Annotated in this window: 13 protein-coding genes; all 13 read right to left on the bottom strand. The window is 74.2% G+C overall.

Translation table 11 applies throughout. The features are described 5' to 3' along the window. Nucleotides 1-39: 39 nt before the first annotated feature. The 13 genes from BFV98_RS02125 to BFV98_RS02065 all read right to left on the bottom strand — a co-directional run bounded on the left by BFV98_RS02125 (nucleotide 40) and on the right by BFV98_RS02065 (nucleotide 15,553). Complete coding sequence (locus BFV98_RS02125) at nucleotides 40-1,092, bottom strand: ABC transporter ATP-binding protein (RefSeq protein WP_071094630.1); 1,053 nt, start codon at nucleotides 1,090-1,092, stop codon at nucleotides 40-42. Further along, entirely contained in the window at nucleotides 1,089-1,886 is a 798-nt protein-coding gene (locus tag BFV98_RS02120; RefSeq protein WP_071094629.1) for an ABC transporter permease, read from the bottom strand. The genes BFV98_RS02125 and BFV98_RS02120 overlap by 4 nt, the downstream gene beginning before the upstream one ends. Then, on the bottom strand, nucleotides 1,883-2,665 hold the full coding sequence (gene modA, locus BFV98_RS02115; RefSeq protein WP_071094627.1) for a molybdate ABC transporter substrate-binding protein: 783 nt from the start codon (nucleotides 2,663-2,665) through the stop codon (nucleotides 1,883-1,885). Before modA ends, BFV98_RS02120 begins: the two co-directional genes overlap by 4 nt. After that, the gene (locus tag BFV98_RS02110) at nucleotides 2,662-3,069 is read right to left on the bottom strand and encodes a molybdopterin-binding protein (protein ID WP_013286770.1); all 408 of its coding nucleotides are present in this window, start codon (nucleotides 3,067-3,069) and stop codon (nucleotides 2,662-2,664) included. Before BFV98_RS02110 ends, modA begins: the two co-directional genes overlap by 4 nt. A gap of 94 nt (nucleotides 3,070-3,163) precedes the next feature. Next, entirely contained in the window at nucleotides 3,164-5,245 is a 2,082-nt protein-coding gene (locus BFV98_RS02105) for a heavy metal translocating P-type ATPase (protein WP_013286771.1), read from the bottom strand. A gap of 67 nt (nucleotides 5,246-5,312) precedes the next feature. Next, nucleotides 5,313-5,696, bottom strand: a complete 384-nt coding sequence (locus BFV98_RS02100; protein WP_013286772.1) for a DUF1622 domain-containing protein — start codon at nucleotides 5,694-5,696, stop codon at nucleotides 5,313-5,315. A gap of 126 nt (nucleotides 5,697-5,822) precedes the next feature. After that, nucleotides 5,823-7,193, bottom strand: coding sequence for a cellulose binding domain-containing protein (locus BFV98_RS02095; RefSeq protein ID WP_013286773.1), 1,371 nt, complete (start codon nucleotides 7,191-7,193; stop codon nucleotides 5,823-5,825). A gap of 20 nt (nucleotides 7,194-7,213) precedes the next feature. After that, nucleotides 7,214-8,572 (bottom strand): pectinesterase family protein, encoded by a 1,359-nt coding sequence (locus BFV98_RS02090; protein ID WP_071094624.1) that lies wholly within the window; start codon nucleotides 8,570-8,572, stop codon nucleotides 7,214-7,216. 186 nt (nucleotides 8,573-8,758) lie between these two features. Continuing rightward, nucleotides 8,759-10,909 (bottom strand): sigma-70 family RNA polymerase sigma factor, encoded by a 2,151-nt coding sequence (locus tag BFV98_RS02085; RefSeq protein ID WP_071094622.1) that lies wholly within the window; start codon nucleotides 10,907-10,909, stop codon nucleotides 8,759-8,761. 120 nt (nucleotides 10,910-11,029) lie between these two features. Beyond that, the gene (locus BFV98_RS02080) at nucleotides 11,030-11,695 is read right to left on the bottom strand and encodes a TcmI family type II polyketide cyclase (RefSeq protein WP_071094620.1); all 666 of its coding nucleotides are present in this window, start codon (nucleotides 11,693-11,695) and stop codon (nucleotides 11,030-11,032) included. Nucleotides 11,696-11,733: 38 nt separating this feature from the next. After that, complete coding sequence (locus BFV98_RS02075) at nucleotides 11,734-12,960, bottom strand: cytochrome P450 (protein ID WP_030268518.1); 1,227 nt, start codon at nucleotides 12,958-12,960, stop codon at nucleotides 11,734-11,736. After that, entirely contained in the window at nucleotides 12,957-13,277 is a 321-nt protein-coding gene (locus tag BFV98_RS02070) for a putative quinol monooxygenase (protein WP_013286778.1), read from the bottom strand. The genes BFV98_RS02075 and BFV98_RS02070 overlap by 4 nt, the downstream gene beginning before the upstream one ends. Next, nucleotides 13,274-15,553: an FAD-dependent oxidoreductase gene (locus tag BFV98_RS02065; RefSeq protein ID WP_071094619.1), complete on the bottom strand. Its 2,280-nt coding sequence runs from the start codon at nucleotides 15,551-15,553 to the stop codon at nucleotides 13,274-13,276. The genes BFV98_RS02070 and BFV98_RS02065 overlap by 4 nt, the downstream gene beginning before the upstream one ends. Nucleotides 15,554-15,581: the final 28 nt, after the last annotated feature.

The raw sequence follows: 15,581 nt of genomic DNA, 5'->3' as shown, positions 1-15,581 counted from the left end.
ACCTCTCACCTGCGCACATGTCGCGACCAGCGGTGTTTGTCACGCCGGATAGGCCTGCGTCTCGGCTGCCTTGACCGCGGCCCAGACCGACCGGCCGGGGATCAGTCCGAGATGGGCCGCGGCGGCGGGCGTGACGTCGGCGGCGACCTCGACCGGCCCGGCCAGTTGCACGCGCAGGTTGTCGCCGTGGCGTTGCACGCCGGTGACGGTGGCGGCCCAGACGTTGCGCGGGCTGCCCTCGGGCCGGGACGGGTGCAGCGCGACGGCGGCCGGCGGGTACGCCACGAACGCCTCACCGTGGACGGTGTCGGCGGTGGTGAGCGTCAGCTCACCGACGGTCACGGTGTGTCCGTCGGCGCGGCCGCGGTGCAGGTTGAGGCCGACCAGCCGGGCCACGTAGTCGGTGCGCGGCCGGGCCGTGACGGTTGCGGCGTCGCCCTCCTGCACCACCCGGCCGTGCTCCACGATGACCAGTCGGTCGGCGAGCACCAGGGCGTCGAGGGGGTCGTGGGTGACGAGCAGCGTCGCGCCGGGGTGCGCGCCGAGGTGGCGCTGGAGTTCGGCGCGGGTGTCCAGCCGGGTCCGGGCGTCGAGCGCGGCGAGCGGCTCGTCGAGCAGCAGCAGCGCCGGGTCGACGGCGAGCGCGCGGGCCAGCGCGACCCGCTGCGCCTGCCCGCCGGAGAGCTGCCGGGGCCGGCGCCGGGCCTGGTCGCCGAGGCCGACCCGGTCCAGCCACTCCTGGGCACGGGCGCGGGCGGCGCGCTTGTCCGCGCCCCGGCGGCGCGGCCCGAACGCCACGTTGTCCAACGCGCTGAGGTGCGGGAACAGCAGGTAGTCCTGGAACACCACGCCGACCGGCCGCCGCTCCGGCGGCGTCCACACCCGGCGGTCCGGCCGGTCCAGGTCGGCGCCGCCGAGCGTGAGGTGCCCGGCGGTGAGGGGGTGCAGCCCGGCGAGCACCCGCAGCGCTGTGGTCTTGCCGGCGCCGTTGGGGCCGAGCAGCGCCACCACCTCACCGGCGGCGATGCGCAGCCGCACGTCGAGGGTGAACCCGTCCCGCTCGGCGACCAGATGCGCGTCCAGCACACTCATGTCGTCCCGACCCATTTGTCGCGCAGGGCGGCGAGGATGACCACGGAGACGGTGAGCAGGATCAGGCTCAGCACGATCGCGGCCTGCAGGTCGGTCTCCAGCGCCAGGTAGACCGCCAGCGGCATGGTCTGGGTGCGGCCGGGATAGTTGCCGGCGAACGTGATGGTGGCCCCGAACTCACCGAGCGCGCGAGCCCAGCACAGCACCGCCCCGGCCGCCACGCCCGGGGCGACGAGCGGCAGCGTGACCCGGGTGAAGGTGGTGAACCGTCCGGCGCCGAGCGTGGCGGCGGCCTCCTCGTACCGGGGGTCGGCGCCGCGAAGCGCCCCCTCGACGGCGATGACCAGGAACGGCATGGCCACGAACGCCTCGGCCAGCACCACCCCGGCGGTGGTGAACGGCAGCGTCACCCCGAACGTCTCGTCGAGCCACGACCCGACCAGCCCGCGCCGGCCGAAGACCAGCAGCAGCGCCACGCCGCCGACCACCGGCGGCAGCACCAGCGGCACCGTGACCAGCGCCCGGACCAGCCGCCGGCCGGGGAACTCCACCCGCGCCAAGAGCCAGGCCAGGGGTACGCCGAGCGCCACGCAGAGCAGCGTGGCGACGGTGGCGGTCTCCAGCGACAGCCGCAGCGCGGTGAGCACACCCGGCTCGGCCAGCCGCTGGGGCAGCGTGGTCCAGGGCGTCCGGTGCAGCAGGCCGGCAAGCGGCAGGACGAGGAAGGTCAGGCCGAGCCCGGCGGGCACGAGCAGGGCGATCGGCACCCGCTGCCGGCGTACGGTGCGGCTCATGCGCCGGGCGGCGCCTGGAACCCGGCGGCGGTGAGCACGGCGATCCCGGCGTCGGAGCGGACGAAGTCGACGAAGGCGCGGGCGCCGGCCGGGTTCCCGGCGGCGCGCAGCACCACGATCGGGTAGTCGTTCACCGCGCGCGCCGACTCGGGGAACTCGACCGCGTCGAGCCCGGGGGCGGCGCGGACGTCGGTGCGGTAGACCAGTGCCGCGTCGACCTCGCCGAGACGCAGCTTGGCCAGCGCGCCCTTGACGTCCTGTTCGAGCGTGGCGGGGGTGAGCCGCACGCCCGCGGCGTCCAGGGCGGTACGCGCGGCGGCGCCGCAGGGCACCTGCTCGGCGCAGAGCGCCACCTTGACGCCGGGGCGGGCGAGGTCGGCCAGGCCGCCGACCCGGGCCGGGTTACCACGGGGTACGGCGACGACGAGCTGATTGCGGACCAGCACAGCAGGTTCGCCGTCGGCGTCACCGGCGTCGGTGACCGTCTTCATGGTGGCCGGGGAGGCGGCCGCGAACACGTCGGCGGGTGCGCCCTGGGTGATCTGGGTGGCGAGGCCCGAGCTGCCGCCGAAGTTGAACGTGACGCTGCTGCCCGGGTGGGCGGCCTCGTAGTCCTTGCCGAGCGTGGTGAACGACTCGGTGAGCGAGGCGGCGGCGAACACGGTCACCGGACCGGCACCGTCGGGACCGGCCGGTTCGTCCGCGCCGCCGCAGGCGGTCAGGCCCAGCGCCCCCACCAGCGCGGCGGCGAGCGCGGCGCGGATCCACCGTACGGTCACGGGCTTGTCCTTCCCCTGGGGGTGGTGGCGGGGGCGCGCTCGACCACGACGGTGGTCGACTTGATCACCGCGACGGCGACGGAGCCGACCTGGAGGTCGAGGTCGTCCACGGCCTCGCGGCTCATCAGCGACACCACACGGAACGGCCCGGCCTGGATGTCCACCTGGGCCATCACGGTGTCCTTGACGACGGCGGTGACGATGCCGCGCAGCCGGTTGCGGGCCGAGGACAGCTCGGGGTGGCCGGGGGCGCGGACGAACGCTGCCACGTCGGCGCCGTCGAGCACCCGGTGGCCGTGCTCGTCGCGGGTGGCCGGCAGCTTGCCGGCGTCGATCCAGCGGCGGACCGTGTCCGCGCTGACCCCGAGCAGTTCGGCTGCCTCGCCGATCCGGAACACCGTCACGCGCTCACCCTAGCGGCCCGCAGGTGCGAGCCGGAAGGGGCGTGGTAGCTCGCATCCGCGAACCGTGATGCGCCTCGGTACCCGGAACTGCGGTTCAGTCGGCCGGGGTGATCCGGACCCGCCGCAGCAGCTGGGCGTTGAGCGCCACCACGATCGTCGAGGCGGACATCAGCACCGCGCCCAGCGCCGGACTGAGCGCGACCCCCGCCCAGGCGAGGACACCGGCGGCGAGCGGGATCGCCACCACGTTGTAGCCGGCCGCCCAGGCCAGGTTCTGCCGCATCTTCCGGTACGAGGCGCGGGACAGCCGGATCACGCCGCCGACGCCGCGCGGGTCGGAGCCGGCGAGCACCACCCCGGCGGACTCGATCGCCACGTCGGTGCCCGCGCCGATGGCCAGCCCGACGTCGGCGCGGGCGAGCGCCGGTGCGTCGTTCACGCCGTCGCCGACCATCGCCACCGTCAGTCCCCGGCCGCGCAGCTCGGCCACCGCCTTGTCCTTGTCGGCCGGGAGCACCTCGGCGAAGACCTCGTCGACGCCGGGCCGGAACCCGAGGTCGGCGGCGACCGCCTCGGCGACCGGGCGCGCGTCGCCGGTGATCATCACGATCTTGCGTACGCCGAGGTCGCGCAGCTCGGCCACGGCGGCCCGCGCCTCCGGGCGGACCTGGTCCTCCAGCCCGAACGCGGCGGTCACCTCCGGCGGGCCACCCTCGGGCAGGCGGACCAGGTGCAGCACCGCGGCACCCCGGCCCGACCACTCCTGCGCGGCCCGGGCCAGGTCGTCCGGCACCGCGGCGTCGAGTTCGCGCAGCAGCGCCGGCCCGCCGACCGCCCAGTCCACGCCATCCACAGTGGCGCGCACTCCCCGGCCGGTCAGCGCCCGGAAGCCGCGCGCGGCGGGACGGGCGCCGCGGGCGTCGGCGGCGGCCACCAGCGCCCGGGCCAGCGGGTGCTCGCTGTCGGCCTCCACCGCGCCGGCCAGCGCCAGGGCGGCCGTCTCGTCCGTCCCGCCGGTGGTGGCCACCCCGGTCACCGTGTGCCGGCCGGTGGTGAGCGTGCCGGTCTTGTCGAACAGGACCGTGTCGACGGTGCGCATCCGCTCCAGCGCGAGCCGGTCCTTGACCAGGATGCCGGCGCGGGCCGACAGCGCTGTGGACAGCGCCACCACCAGCGGGATGGCCAGGCCGAGCGCGTGCGGGCAGGCGATCACCAGCACGGTCACGGTCCGTACCACCGCCTGGTCGGGGTCGCCGAGCAGCGCCCAGACCGCGAACGTCGCGAGGCCGGCGAACGCCGCCAGGTAGAACAGCAGCGCGGCGAACCGGTCGGCGAGCACCTGCGCGCGCCCGCCGGAGGCCTGCGCCTCGGCGACGAGCCGCCCGATGCCGGCCAGCGCGGTGTCCGCGCCGACCGCCTCGACGCGTACCCGGAGGGTGGAGTCGGTGGCGACGGTGCCGGCGACCACCCGGTCCCCGGCGGCGCGGGCCACCGGCCGCGACTCCCCCGTGATCATCGACTCGTCCAGCTCGGCGGCGCCCTCGACGATCCGGCCGTCGGCCGGCACCCGCCCGCCGGGGCGCACCAGCACCAGGTCGCCCACCCGCAGCTCGCCGACCGGCACCGGATGCGGCCGCCCGGCGTCGTCCAGGCGCTCGGCGTCGTCGGGCAGCAGCGCCGCGAGGGCACCGAGCGCGCCGCGCGCCTGCCCGACCGCCCGCATCTCCTGCCAGTGCCCGAGCAGCATGATGGTGACCAGCGCGGCCAGCTCCCACCAGAAGTCGAGGTCGAACAGGCCGAGGCTGGTGGCGGCCGAGGCGAGGTACGCGACGACGATCGCCATCGAGATCAGCAGCATCATGCCGGGGGCACGTTCGCGCAGCTCACGCAGCCCGCCGGTGAGGAACGGCCAGCCGCCGTACGCGAACACCACAGTGCCGAGCACCGGGCCGACCCAGCGCACGCCCGGGAACTCGAGCGAGTAGCCGAACCAGTCCATCACCATGTGGCTGGTGGCGACGATCGGTACCGTCAGCGCCAGGCTGAGCCAGAAGCGGCGGCGGAACTGCTCCGGGTCGTGCCCGGCGTGCGCGCCGTGCCCGCCGCCGTGGTCGTCCTGACCGCCGCCGTGGCCGCCGGTGTCGTGGCCTCCGTGGTGGCCGGTTCCGTGCTCCATCGGGCGTCACCTCCATCCGCCACCATACCCCCTGGGGGTAACCGCCGGCGTCCGGTCGGCGCGGTGGTCAGCGCTGGGGGCGGGCGCCGACGCTCGGCCGGTCCGCCGGAGGACGGCCCTGCCAGGGCCAGCGGCCGTCCAGCTCCACCTCCAGCGAGAAACTCAGGAACGTGCGGACCAGCACGATCAGCGCCAGCACGCCGACGCTGGTGAAGGTGGGCGACACCGCCACCGTACGGATGATGTCGCCGCCGACCAGGAACTCCAGGCCGAGCAGGATGGCCCGGCCGACCCCCTGCCGGTACGCCCGGTAGTGCGCGACCACCTGGCGGGTCCGGGCGCAGCGCACCGCGAACACCGCCGTGGCGACCGCGACGCCGACCGCGATGACGAGCACCCCGGCCAGGTCGAGCAGTGCCCCGACGTGCTGGACGATCTCCTTCGTCGGCACCCGGCACCCCCGCACCAGCCTGACCCGTCGGCCACGCCCGCGAGCGGGTTTGCCGGTCGGGCAGCCGGTGGGGGGACGTCCGGCCGGGACGGCGGGGCGGGTGCGCCGCCGTCCCGGCCGGCCCGGTCACTGCCCGATGGCGGCCTGCGGCCCGGCGTACGTGCGCAGCAGTGCGGGAACCTGCGCGGCGGGGTCGAGGCGGTAGGAGTAGAAACTCGACGGGGTGAACGCCGAGCCGCCGGTCTCCCGCTGACCGGTGCAGCCGACGCAGACGCTGCCGCTCTGGCGTAGTTCCGCGGTGTCGTCCCGGTAGTAGGGGTCCTTCACGTTCTCGTAGTAGCTGTTCTCGATCACCAGCTTGGTACGGCCCCGGGAGTAGTTGCCGTACCCCCTGATGTTCTGCAGGTAGTTGTTGAAGAAGTGGGCGTACTGGACGTTGTCGGTGCTGGGATTGCGCACGTTCGTGTCGTGGATCCAGTTGTGGTGCATGGTGATCCGGGCGGTGACGTTGTCCGTCCAGCCGATGCCGAACGCCTTGTTGCCCTCGGCGATGACGTTCCAGGACACGGTCAGGTTCGTGGTGTCCTTCCGGCTGTCGATCAGGCCGTCGTTCATCCGCGTGATCGTGTTGTGGTCGATCCAGATCCGGTTCGCGGTGTCCATCTGGATGCCGTCGTAGTCGAAGTCCTTGTCGTCCGGGTCGTCCGAGGCCACCCGGGTGTCCCGGATGGTCAGGTTGCGGATGATGACGTTGGCGGTGCCGGCGCCGAGGTGGAATCCGCCGTTGACGATCTGCCCGTTCCGCCCGACTCCGACGATCGTCTTGTTCGAGCCGACCGGGATCTCCCGGCCGTACGGGCTGACCGTGATCGCCGCGCCGACCCGGATGACGTACGGCGTGCTGGACGCCGCGTACCGCTCCAGGTCGGCCTGGCTGGTCACGGTGACCGTGGCGCCGGCCGCCCCGCCGGTGGTGCCGGCCGCGCCGGCGAACCCGTCCGGCGCGTTCGAGTACGGCACACCGGCCGGCGGCGTGGTCGGCGTCGGGGACGGCGCACCGGTCGTCGGGGTGACCCCGCCGGTGCAGGCGGTGCCGTTGAGCGTGAACACGGTGGGCGCCGGGTTCGTGGCGCCGCGCGAGCCGGTGAAGCCGAACGAGACGCTCCCCCCGGCCGGCAGGGCGGCGTTCCAGTCGACGTTCGTCGCGGTGACGCTCGACGTCCCGGCCGTAACGGTGGCGTTCCACGACTGGGTGACCTGCTGGCCGGCCGGGAACGTCCAGGCCAGCCGCCAGCCGTTCACCGCGTCGCCCAGGTTCGTGATCGTCACGTCGGCGTTGAAGCCGCCGCTCCACTCGCTGCTGACCCGGTAGTCGACCCGGCAGCCGGCCGCCGCCTGGGCGGTGACCGCGGTGACCGCGCCGAGCGCCGCCAGCGCCGCGGTCGTGCCGAGCACCAGCGCGGTACGCCAGGGCCGGCCCTTCTTCGTGACAGTCATGCCGTTCTCCAACATCGTGATCACAACGGGTTCCACCCGTCGGTGCCGGCGAGGTATCTCTGCGGTGTGTAGGTGGCGGCCTGGGCGTCGCTGAGCTGCGGCCGGTTGCCGTTGACCGTCGCGCCGGGGCCGGTGTTGCGGTATTCGGAGAAGCGGGCGTTCTGCCAGGTGGCGTCGCCCATGTTCGTCCACGGCTGGGCGTTGCGGACCGTGCCGCTGAGCGTGGACTCCCGGTAGAGCACCTGCGCGCCCTGGCGCCACGGCCGGCCGAGGGTGGTGTTGTTGTTCCCGGTGCCGGTGATCGTCGACCGGTAGAACAGGAAGCCGTAGTTCTTGGCGGCGTCCGTGCTGGCGGCGGTGACGGTGCCGCCGCTGGAACGCTTCTCGTGGATGGTGCAGGCGTGGAAGACGATCGTGCCGCCGCCGAAGATGAAGTCGGTGGTGCCCTCGACGTAGGAGTCGACCACGTACGCCCGGGTGCGGTCGTTGACCAGGAAGGTGTCCTGGTCGCCGAGGAGGCGTACGTTGCGCAGCACCGCACGGTCGGCGTTGAGGTGCAGCGCGACCGCCTGCTGGCCGCTGGTCACCGAGCCCTCGTCGAAGTCGTTGGCGATGGTCAGGTTCTCCGCCACGAAGTCGGACCCGTCGACGAACATGCTGGCGCTGCCGGAGGTGCCGCTGCTGTTCGCCGAGTTGTTGAAGACGATCACGGTGTTCGCCGGCGACGTGCCGAGTCCCCGGAACGTGATGTGGGGTTTGTTCGACGGCACGCGCACCACCTGGCGGTAGGTGCCCGGCTTGATGGTGACGACCCGCCGTGTGGTGTTGTTCGCCGGCACCGCGTCGACGGCCTCCTGCACGGTGCGGTAGGTGCCGGTGCCGTCGGCCGCCACGGTCGCCGTGCCGGTCGGCGGCGGTGACGTCGGCGCGGCGGTGGGCGTGGGCGAGCCGGACGAGCCGGTGCAGGTGACGCCGTTGAGCGTGAACGTGGCCGGGCTCGGGTTCGTGACGCCGTTCCAGGTGCCGTTGAACCCGGCCTCGACGCTCGCGCCGGTGCCGATGGTGGCGTTCCAGTCGACGTTGGCCGCGACCACTGACGCGCCTGTCGAGCTGGTGGTGAAGCCCCACGCCTGGGTGACTGACTGCCCGGCCGGGAACGTCCAGCCGAGACGCCAGCCGGTGAGGCTGTCGCCGAGATTCCGGATGGTGACGGCGGCGGTGAAGCCGCCGGCCCACTGCGCGGTGACCCGGTAGCCGACCTGGCAACCCGCGGCGGCCTGGGACGGGCCGGCGGTGGCGACGCCGACGGCGGCGGTCGCGGTGGTGGTGACGAGGACGGCGAACAGGGCCGCCGCCCGTCGTCGGACGAGATGTCTCACGGTTCTCCCCGGGGATCCTGGGTGTGCGGTGTGTCGGCCTCCGCCGTCACCGCCATCGCTGGCGGCGGCCCTCACGGCGGCAGCCGGTGCCCGGTGACGGATGCTGCCCGGCTACCCGTCACCACACAGACGGGGCGGTCCGGCCGCGACAACGCTTTTTCTCGCGCCGGTTTTCCGCCGGGCGCCTCAGCGGGCTGTCAGGTCGGCGCCGAGCCGGGTGCCGGTGCCGAGGTAGCCGGTGGACGGCAACGTCCCGTCGGCGCGGCGCGGGCCCTCGGCCGTGCGCGGGTCGGTGGACCGCAGCCGGGCGGCGCTCCAGCCGTCGTCGTCCCACGAGTTTCCGGTGGCGGCGACGCGCTCACCGCCCCGGGCCGGCGTCCGGTTGTCCAGGGCCAGGTTCCACCGGGCCGTGCCGCCGGCGCCGGTCAGGTCGAAGCCGGCGCCACCGTTGCGGAACGCGGTGTTGCCGGTGAGGTCGATCCGGCCGGCGTTGGCCTCCACACCGAATCCGTGCCCCCGATTGCCCCAGGCGGCGTTGTCCCGCACCCGGTGACCGGCCGGGACCGGTTCCCCGCCGCCGAGCGAGAAGCCGTACCCGTTGCTGTCCCAGCCGGTCACGCCCCACCGGTTCTGCCCGTTGCCGTAGGACCAGTTCCGCTCCACGGTGACCGGGTCGGCGAAGCCGCCGAGGTCGATGCCGTCGTCGGCGTTGTGGAAGGTCCGGTTGCCGCGCAGCACGTTGCCCGCGCCGTCGCCGAACTTGACCGCGAGCCCCACGCCGGCGCCGCCCGGGTCCGCCGGGTCGTAGCTGCGGAAGAAGTCGCTGTCGAGCACCTGGTTGCCCACTGTGCCCGGGTCGCGCAGCGTCAGGCCGGAACGGGCGTTGTCGTGCACGGACAGGCGACGGAACACGGTGTGGGAGCAGGCCCGGCAGACCCAGGCGTGGCTGCGGGAGCCGCGTACCTCGATGTCCTGCACGGTCCACCAGGCGGTCCGCTGGGTGACGGCCCAGGCGTCCGCGGGCACCGCGGCGGCGTCGAGCACCGGCCGCTCGCCCCGGTATGCGCTGAGCACGATGCGCCGGTCCGCCGTGCCGTCCGTACCGATGGTCACCGGCTCGGTCATCCGGTACGTGCCACCGCGCAGGGCGATGGTCTGGCCGGGCCGGACCACCTCGGCCGCCCGGTTCAGCGTGGCGTACGGGCGGCGGAGGCTGCCGTCGCCGTCGTCGCTGCCGTCCGGGGCGACGACGATGTCGGCGTCGGTCACGCCGGTGAGCGCACGCGACGGACGCGGCGACGGGACGGCGGACGGGGAAGCGGACGGCGTTGCGGCGGCCGACGGCCCGCCCCGGACCGGGAGCGTCGGCGCGGCGGCCACCACACCGTCCCGGCCGTCCGGCTCGTGGCGCACGGCAAGGGTGAGCGCGGTGACGGCCAGGACCGCGACCGTGCCGGCGGCGACCGCCGCCTTCGACGACAACGCCCGCCGCAGGCCGCCCACCGCGGCCGGCGCCACGGGCGGGACCGCCACCACCGCCGGTTGCGCTTCGAGCGCCGCGCGCAGTCCGGCGGCCAGGCCGGCCGGCACCGCCAGCCCGGCCAGGCCGGGCAGGATCTGCTCCGGCGTGCCGCGGCGTCCGCCCGCGGCGAGGCAGGCCGGGCAGGCCAGGACATGCCGGCTCAGCCGTTTGCGCCACAGCGGCACGAGCGTGCCGTCCCACGCCCGAGCGGCGACGGCCAGGCCGGGGCAGCGCGGCCGGGCCCGCCACGCGGCCAGGACGGTGTACGCCTGCGCGAGCCGGGAGCGCATCCGCTGGATCCGGACCGCCGCGTGGGAGGCGCCGACCCCGAGTGCCTCGCCCACGTCGCCGCGGGTCAGCTCCCCGTCCAGCTCCCGCCACCACAGCGCGAGCACCTCACGGTCGTCGGCGTCGAGCCAGGCGACCGCGGAGAGCACGTCCCGTCGCCGGGCGTCCCGGTCCACCTCGGACAGGGCCGCGCCCGCGGTGTCCGCGTCCGGATCCGGCACCTCCGCGTACGGATCCAGCGGCACCTGGCGGGCCCCGGCCCGGCGGCGGGCGTGTTCGCGGACCTGGCGGATGGCGATGGTGACCAGCCAGGCGCGGAACCGGTCCGGCTCGCGCAGCGTGGGCAGCCGCTCGACGACGCGGAGCATGACCTCCTGCACCACGTCGTCGACATCGGCGTGCCCGGCCAGCGCGCGTCCGACCACGTTGTACACCAGCGGCAGATGGGCGGCGAGAAGCGCGGTGAGCGCGGCCCGGTCACCCTGGCGTGCCGCCGTCACCAGTTCGACGTCCACCGCCGCCGTCACGGCGCACCGCCCTCCGGCTCCCGGGAGACGTGCCACCGCCGGCGATCGTGGGAGCGCGCCCACGAGGCTGGCACAGGGTCACCGGGTTGTAAACCCCGCTCGTGGTCGCGTCCGGGGCGCTCAGTCCTGGGCCTGCCAGCGGTAGAAGACGGTGGCCACCGAGTCCTGCGGGCCCTGCCACCGGTCCGGCCGGTACGGCTCGATGTACGGGCCCAGATCCTGCATCACCTTGCCGAACGCGGGCTTGTCGCCGTGCTGGTCCCGGGTGGCCTCGGCCGCCGACGACTCCTGTTCGAGCAGGTGCACGTAGACGTCGTCGATCGAGTAGAGCCAGCGCCCGGTGACCCCGAGGTCGGCCGGGAGCGACCCGGCGTCGGACTCGGCGAAGACCCGTGCCACGTCCGGCTCGGCGCCCGGCTTGATCCGCCCGACGATCACGGTGAGCGTGGTGTCGGCTGGCGGCTCGCCCTCGGGCGCCCAGTGGTAGAACTCCTTCGCCACCGAGTCCGACGGGTTCTTCCAGTAGCGCGGGTAGGGCGTGACGTACGGGCCGATCTCCTCGGCGATCTTCTGGAAGGCGGGCAGGCCGCGGGTCTGCCCGGAGATCCGCGGGTCCTGCTCCCGCTCGATCACGTGGATGTAGAGGTCGCGGTGCGACAGCAGGTACCGGCCGATGACGCCCAGATCCTGCGGCCGGGTGGCCTGGTCGTAGTGGCCGAACACGCCGCCGACGATCTGCTCGCTGCCGGGGACCATGTGACAGACGATCACGTTGCGGAAGACCATGACTGCTCCTTGGTGGGTGGGTTCGGACGGCGGCGCCGTCACGCGGTGAAGGTGACAGGCAGTTCCAGCAGGCCGCGGAACGGCGAGGCGGCGGGGAGCCGGCGCACCTCGGCCAGCGGCACGCCGAGACGCAGTCCGGGCAGCCGGCGCAGCAGCGCGCCGAGCGCGAGTTCGGCCTCCATCCGGGCCAGTGAGACGCCCAGGCAGTAGTGGACGCCGTGACCGAACCCGAGGTGCGGGCCCCGCACCCGGCGCAGGTCCAGCCGGTCCGGGTCGGCGAAGTGCGCCGGGTCGTGGTTGGCCGCGTTGATCGCGACCCCGACGATCGCGCCGCGCGGGATGCGTACGTCCTGGTAGTCGACGTCCTCGGTGGCGATGCGCGGGCTGGCCACGGGCAGCGGCCCGTCGAAGCGCAACAGCTCCTCGATCGCGGCGGGCAGCAGACGCGGCGTGGCGCGCAGCAGTTCCATCTGCTCGGGGTGGGTCAGCAGGGCCAGTACGGCGTTGCCGAGGAAGTCGGCGGTGGTCTGGTGCCCGGCGAACAGCAGCAGGAACGTGGTGGTGACCAGTTCCGCCTCGGACAGCGTCCCGTCCTGGTCGACCGCCTTGATCAGCGCGCCGATGATGTCGTCGGCCGGGTCGTCGCGTTTGGCGCGGACCAGCCCGGCCAGGTAGTGGTGCAGCCGGAGCTGGGCCTCCTGCACCGCCGCCCGCTCCTCGGCGGGGGGCCGGCTGGTGGAGCCGGAGGTGCGGATGACCTGGGTCCAGTCGAGCACCCGGCCGTGGTCGGCGGGCGGCACGCCGAGCAGTTCGCAGATGACTGTCATCGGCAGCGGGATGGCGAAGTCGTGCATCAGGTCCGCCTCGCCGTGCGGCGCCATCTTGTCGATGAGCTGGTCGACGATCGACGCCACCCGGGGGCGCAGCGCCTCGATCCGCCGGGGCGCGAACGCCTGCGACACCACCCGGCGCAGCCGGGTGTGCTCCGGCGGGTCGGAGTTGAGCATGTTGCGGTTCAGACCCTCGGAGTTCGGGCCGAAGATCTTCAGGTAGTGCTGCTCCGGTCCGTACAGGTCCTTGGACAGGCGCGGGTCGGTCAGCGCGGTGCGCGCGTCGTCGAAGCGGGTGATGAGCCAGGAGTCGAAGCGCGGCGAGCCGACCGGGCAGACCGGCCGCTCGGCGCGCAGCCGGGCCAGGGTGGGGTACGGGTCGGCAGCGAACGCGTCGGTGTAGAGCTCGCTCGCCGGCACCACGTCGTCGGTCATCGCCCCTCCCCCGGCTCGCCGGTCACGCTGTGCAGCACCTGGTAGGTGTGCCGGTCGGCGGACTCCCGCAGCTCACGGATGATGCTCAGCAGCCGGTCCCGGTGCGAGCTGCGCCCGAACGCGTCGAGCCGCTCGCGGTCCGCCCAGTCGCTGATGATCAGATAGCTGCGCGGGTCGTCGGCGTCGCGGACCAGGTCCTGGTGCAGGCAGCCGTCCAGGGTGCGGATCTGTTCGGCGGCGGTGAGCCACTCCGCCTCGAAGCGCTCCTCGCAGCCCTCCCGGGTCCGCATCGACAGCACGGTCCGGACCCGGCTCACCGGGCGCTCCCGAACACCAGGTGCAGGTGCTTGCGCAGCGCGTCGGGGTCGACCGGCGCGCCCCGGAACCCGATGTGCCCGTCCGGGCGGATCAGGTACAGGCCGGTGCCGTCCAGCCCGTACGCAGCGCGGAAGCGGCGCTCGGCGTCGCGCACCACGGGCGGGTCGAGAAGTCGCGGTTCGTCGGCGTCCGGGTCGAGCAGCAGGTACGCCTCGACTTCCCCGCCGGCGAGCCGGCGCGCGTCGGCGCACAAACCGGTGAACGCGGCCAACTGCCCCGCGTCGGCCGTGCGGTCGGCGTAGAGCAGCAGCGTGTGCCGGGTGCCCCGGGTCAGATCGCGCAGCCGCAGCGGGTGGCCGACGCCGCGCCGGCGCAGCCCGTCGACGTCGGGCGCGATGTCGCCGGGGCGGGGCGCGTCACCGAGCGCGGCCGGGTCGGCGACGGTCTCCCCGACCAGCGGGCTGCCGGCGTAGCTGAGCAGCATGGACATCTCCTGGAGGAACTGCCGTTCCAGGTCGGCGCGGTCCACTTCCTCGGTGCCGGCCATCCGTACCGCCCGGCCGACGATCTCCTCGCCCTCCGGCCGCCGCTCGGTCTCGTAGCTGTCGAGCAGGCCGGGCGCGGCGAGACCGCGTACCGCCAGGGCGAGCTTCCAGGCGAGGTTCCAGGTGTCCTGGATGCCGGTGTTCATGCCCTGGCCGCCGGCCGGCGGGTGCAGGTGGGCGGCGTCCCCGGCGACGAACACGCGACCGTCGCGGTAGCGGTCGACGATGCCGTGGCTGATCCGGAACACCGACGACCAGCGCAGGTTGCTCGCCCGGGTGCCCGGTGGCGCGAGGCGGTCCAGCGCGGCCTGCACGTCGGAGATGGTCGGTTCGTCGAGTTCCTCGCTGAACCCGGGCGGGGCGTCGCGCCCGCCGGTCTGGGCGAAGAACCGGGGCGGGGCGAGCGTGGCGATGCGGTAGCGGTGCTCGCCGCGCAGCGGTACGCAGACGAGCATCCCGTCCATCTGCCCGTCGGTCATGTGCAGGAACCGCAGCAGGTGCCCGTCCGGCATGTCCCAGTCCACGTCGACGTCCACCAGCATGAACAGTTGCGGGAACCGGCCGAGCCCGCCGGTGAAGGTGAGCCCGAGCCGCTCCCGCACCCGGCTGTGCGCGCCGTCGGCGCCGACCAGGTACGCCGCGCGTACCGTCTCGGTGCCGCCGTCGGCGGTGCGGACGGTGGCGGTCACGCCGTCGGCGTCCTGGGTGAAGTCGACGAGTTCGGCACCGCGCTGCGGGCGGACCCCGAGGGTGGCCAGCCGGGCGGTGAGGATCCGTTCGGTCTCGTACTGCGGCAGGCCGAGGTGGGCGTACGGCAGGCCGGGCAGTTCCCAGCTCATCCGGTGGGTCTGCTCGCCGTTGACGAAGACCGTGTTGCCGGTGAGCCAGATGCCGGCGTCCATGGCCTCGCGGACGACGCCCTGCTCCTCCCAGATCTCCATGGTGCGGCAGTGCACACCGATCGCCTTGTCGGCGTGGCCGGGCGGGGTGGCCTGCTTGTCGATCACCAGGCAGTCGATGCCCCGCCGGGCCAGTTCGACGGCGGCGGTCAGCCCGGTGGGCCCCGCCCCGACGACGAGTACGTCTGTTGTCCTGTGCACGTCGGCCTCCCAGCCCGTGGTGGGTTGTCGGCGGCCGTCCGCGTCGGGCACGACGTGGAACAGCCGGCGCCGGATGTCGAGAAGGAACGGCGCGATCGGCCCGGCCTGCGCCGAGGCGTGGGCCGGGTCGCCGATCCAGGCGAGGAACGGCGCGGCGCCGTCCCACTCGGCGAAGATGTGGTGGATGTCCGAGCCGGGCTCCCGCAGCAGTTGTTCGCGGCGGTAGCCGGGTATCGCCGCCATCCGCCGGACCACCTCGGGGTAGCCGCTGTGGAACTCGGCGAGCCGGTCGAGCGGCACTGTCAGTTCGACGTCCACGTAGACCGGGCCCGTCCCGTCCCCGGTCTCGCGCATCAGCGGGTAGCCGGGGTCGCCGTCCGGCTCGGTCAGCGGCCGGAGCAGGTCGGCCAGGCGGGCCGCCACCGGCCCCCGCCGGTACGCGCGCAGCGCCGCCTCGTCGGCCCACTCGGTGACGACGACGAAGCCGCGCGGGTCGAGGGCGTCGCGCAGCAGCTCGTGCCGCAGGTTGCCGGCCAGCGCGCCGAGCTGCCCGGCGACCGTCTCGAAGGCCGGCCCGACCGCGGGCTCGCAGCCGGTGCGCGCGCGCAGCCGGAGCATCGTCCTGATCATGCAGCCCCCTCGAACGGTGCCGTCGTCG

Origin of the sequence: Micromonospora sp. WMMB235, assembly GCF_001855515.1 — a bacterium.
GTDB lineage: Bacteria > Actinomycetota > Actinomycetes > Mycobacteriales > Micromonosporaceae > Micromonospora > Micromonospora aurantiaca.
The sequence above is the reverse complement of the archived record's forward strand: the minus strand, read 5'-3'. Positions and strand labels throughout refer to the sequence as shown.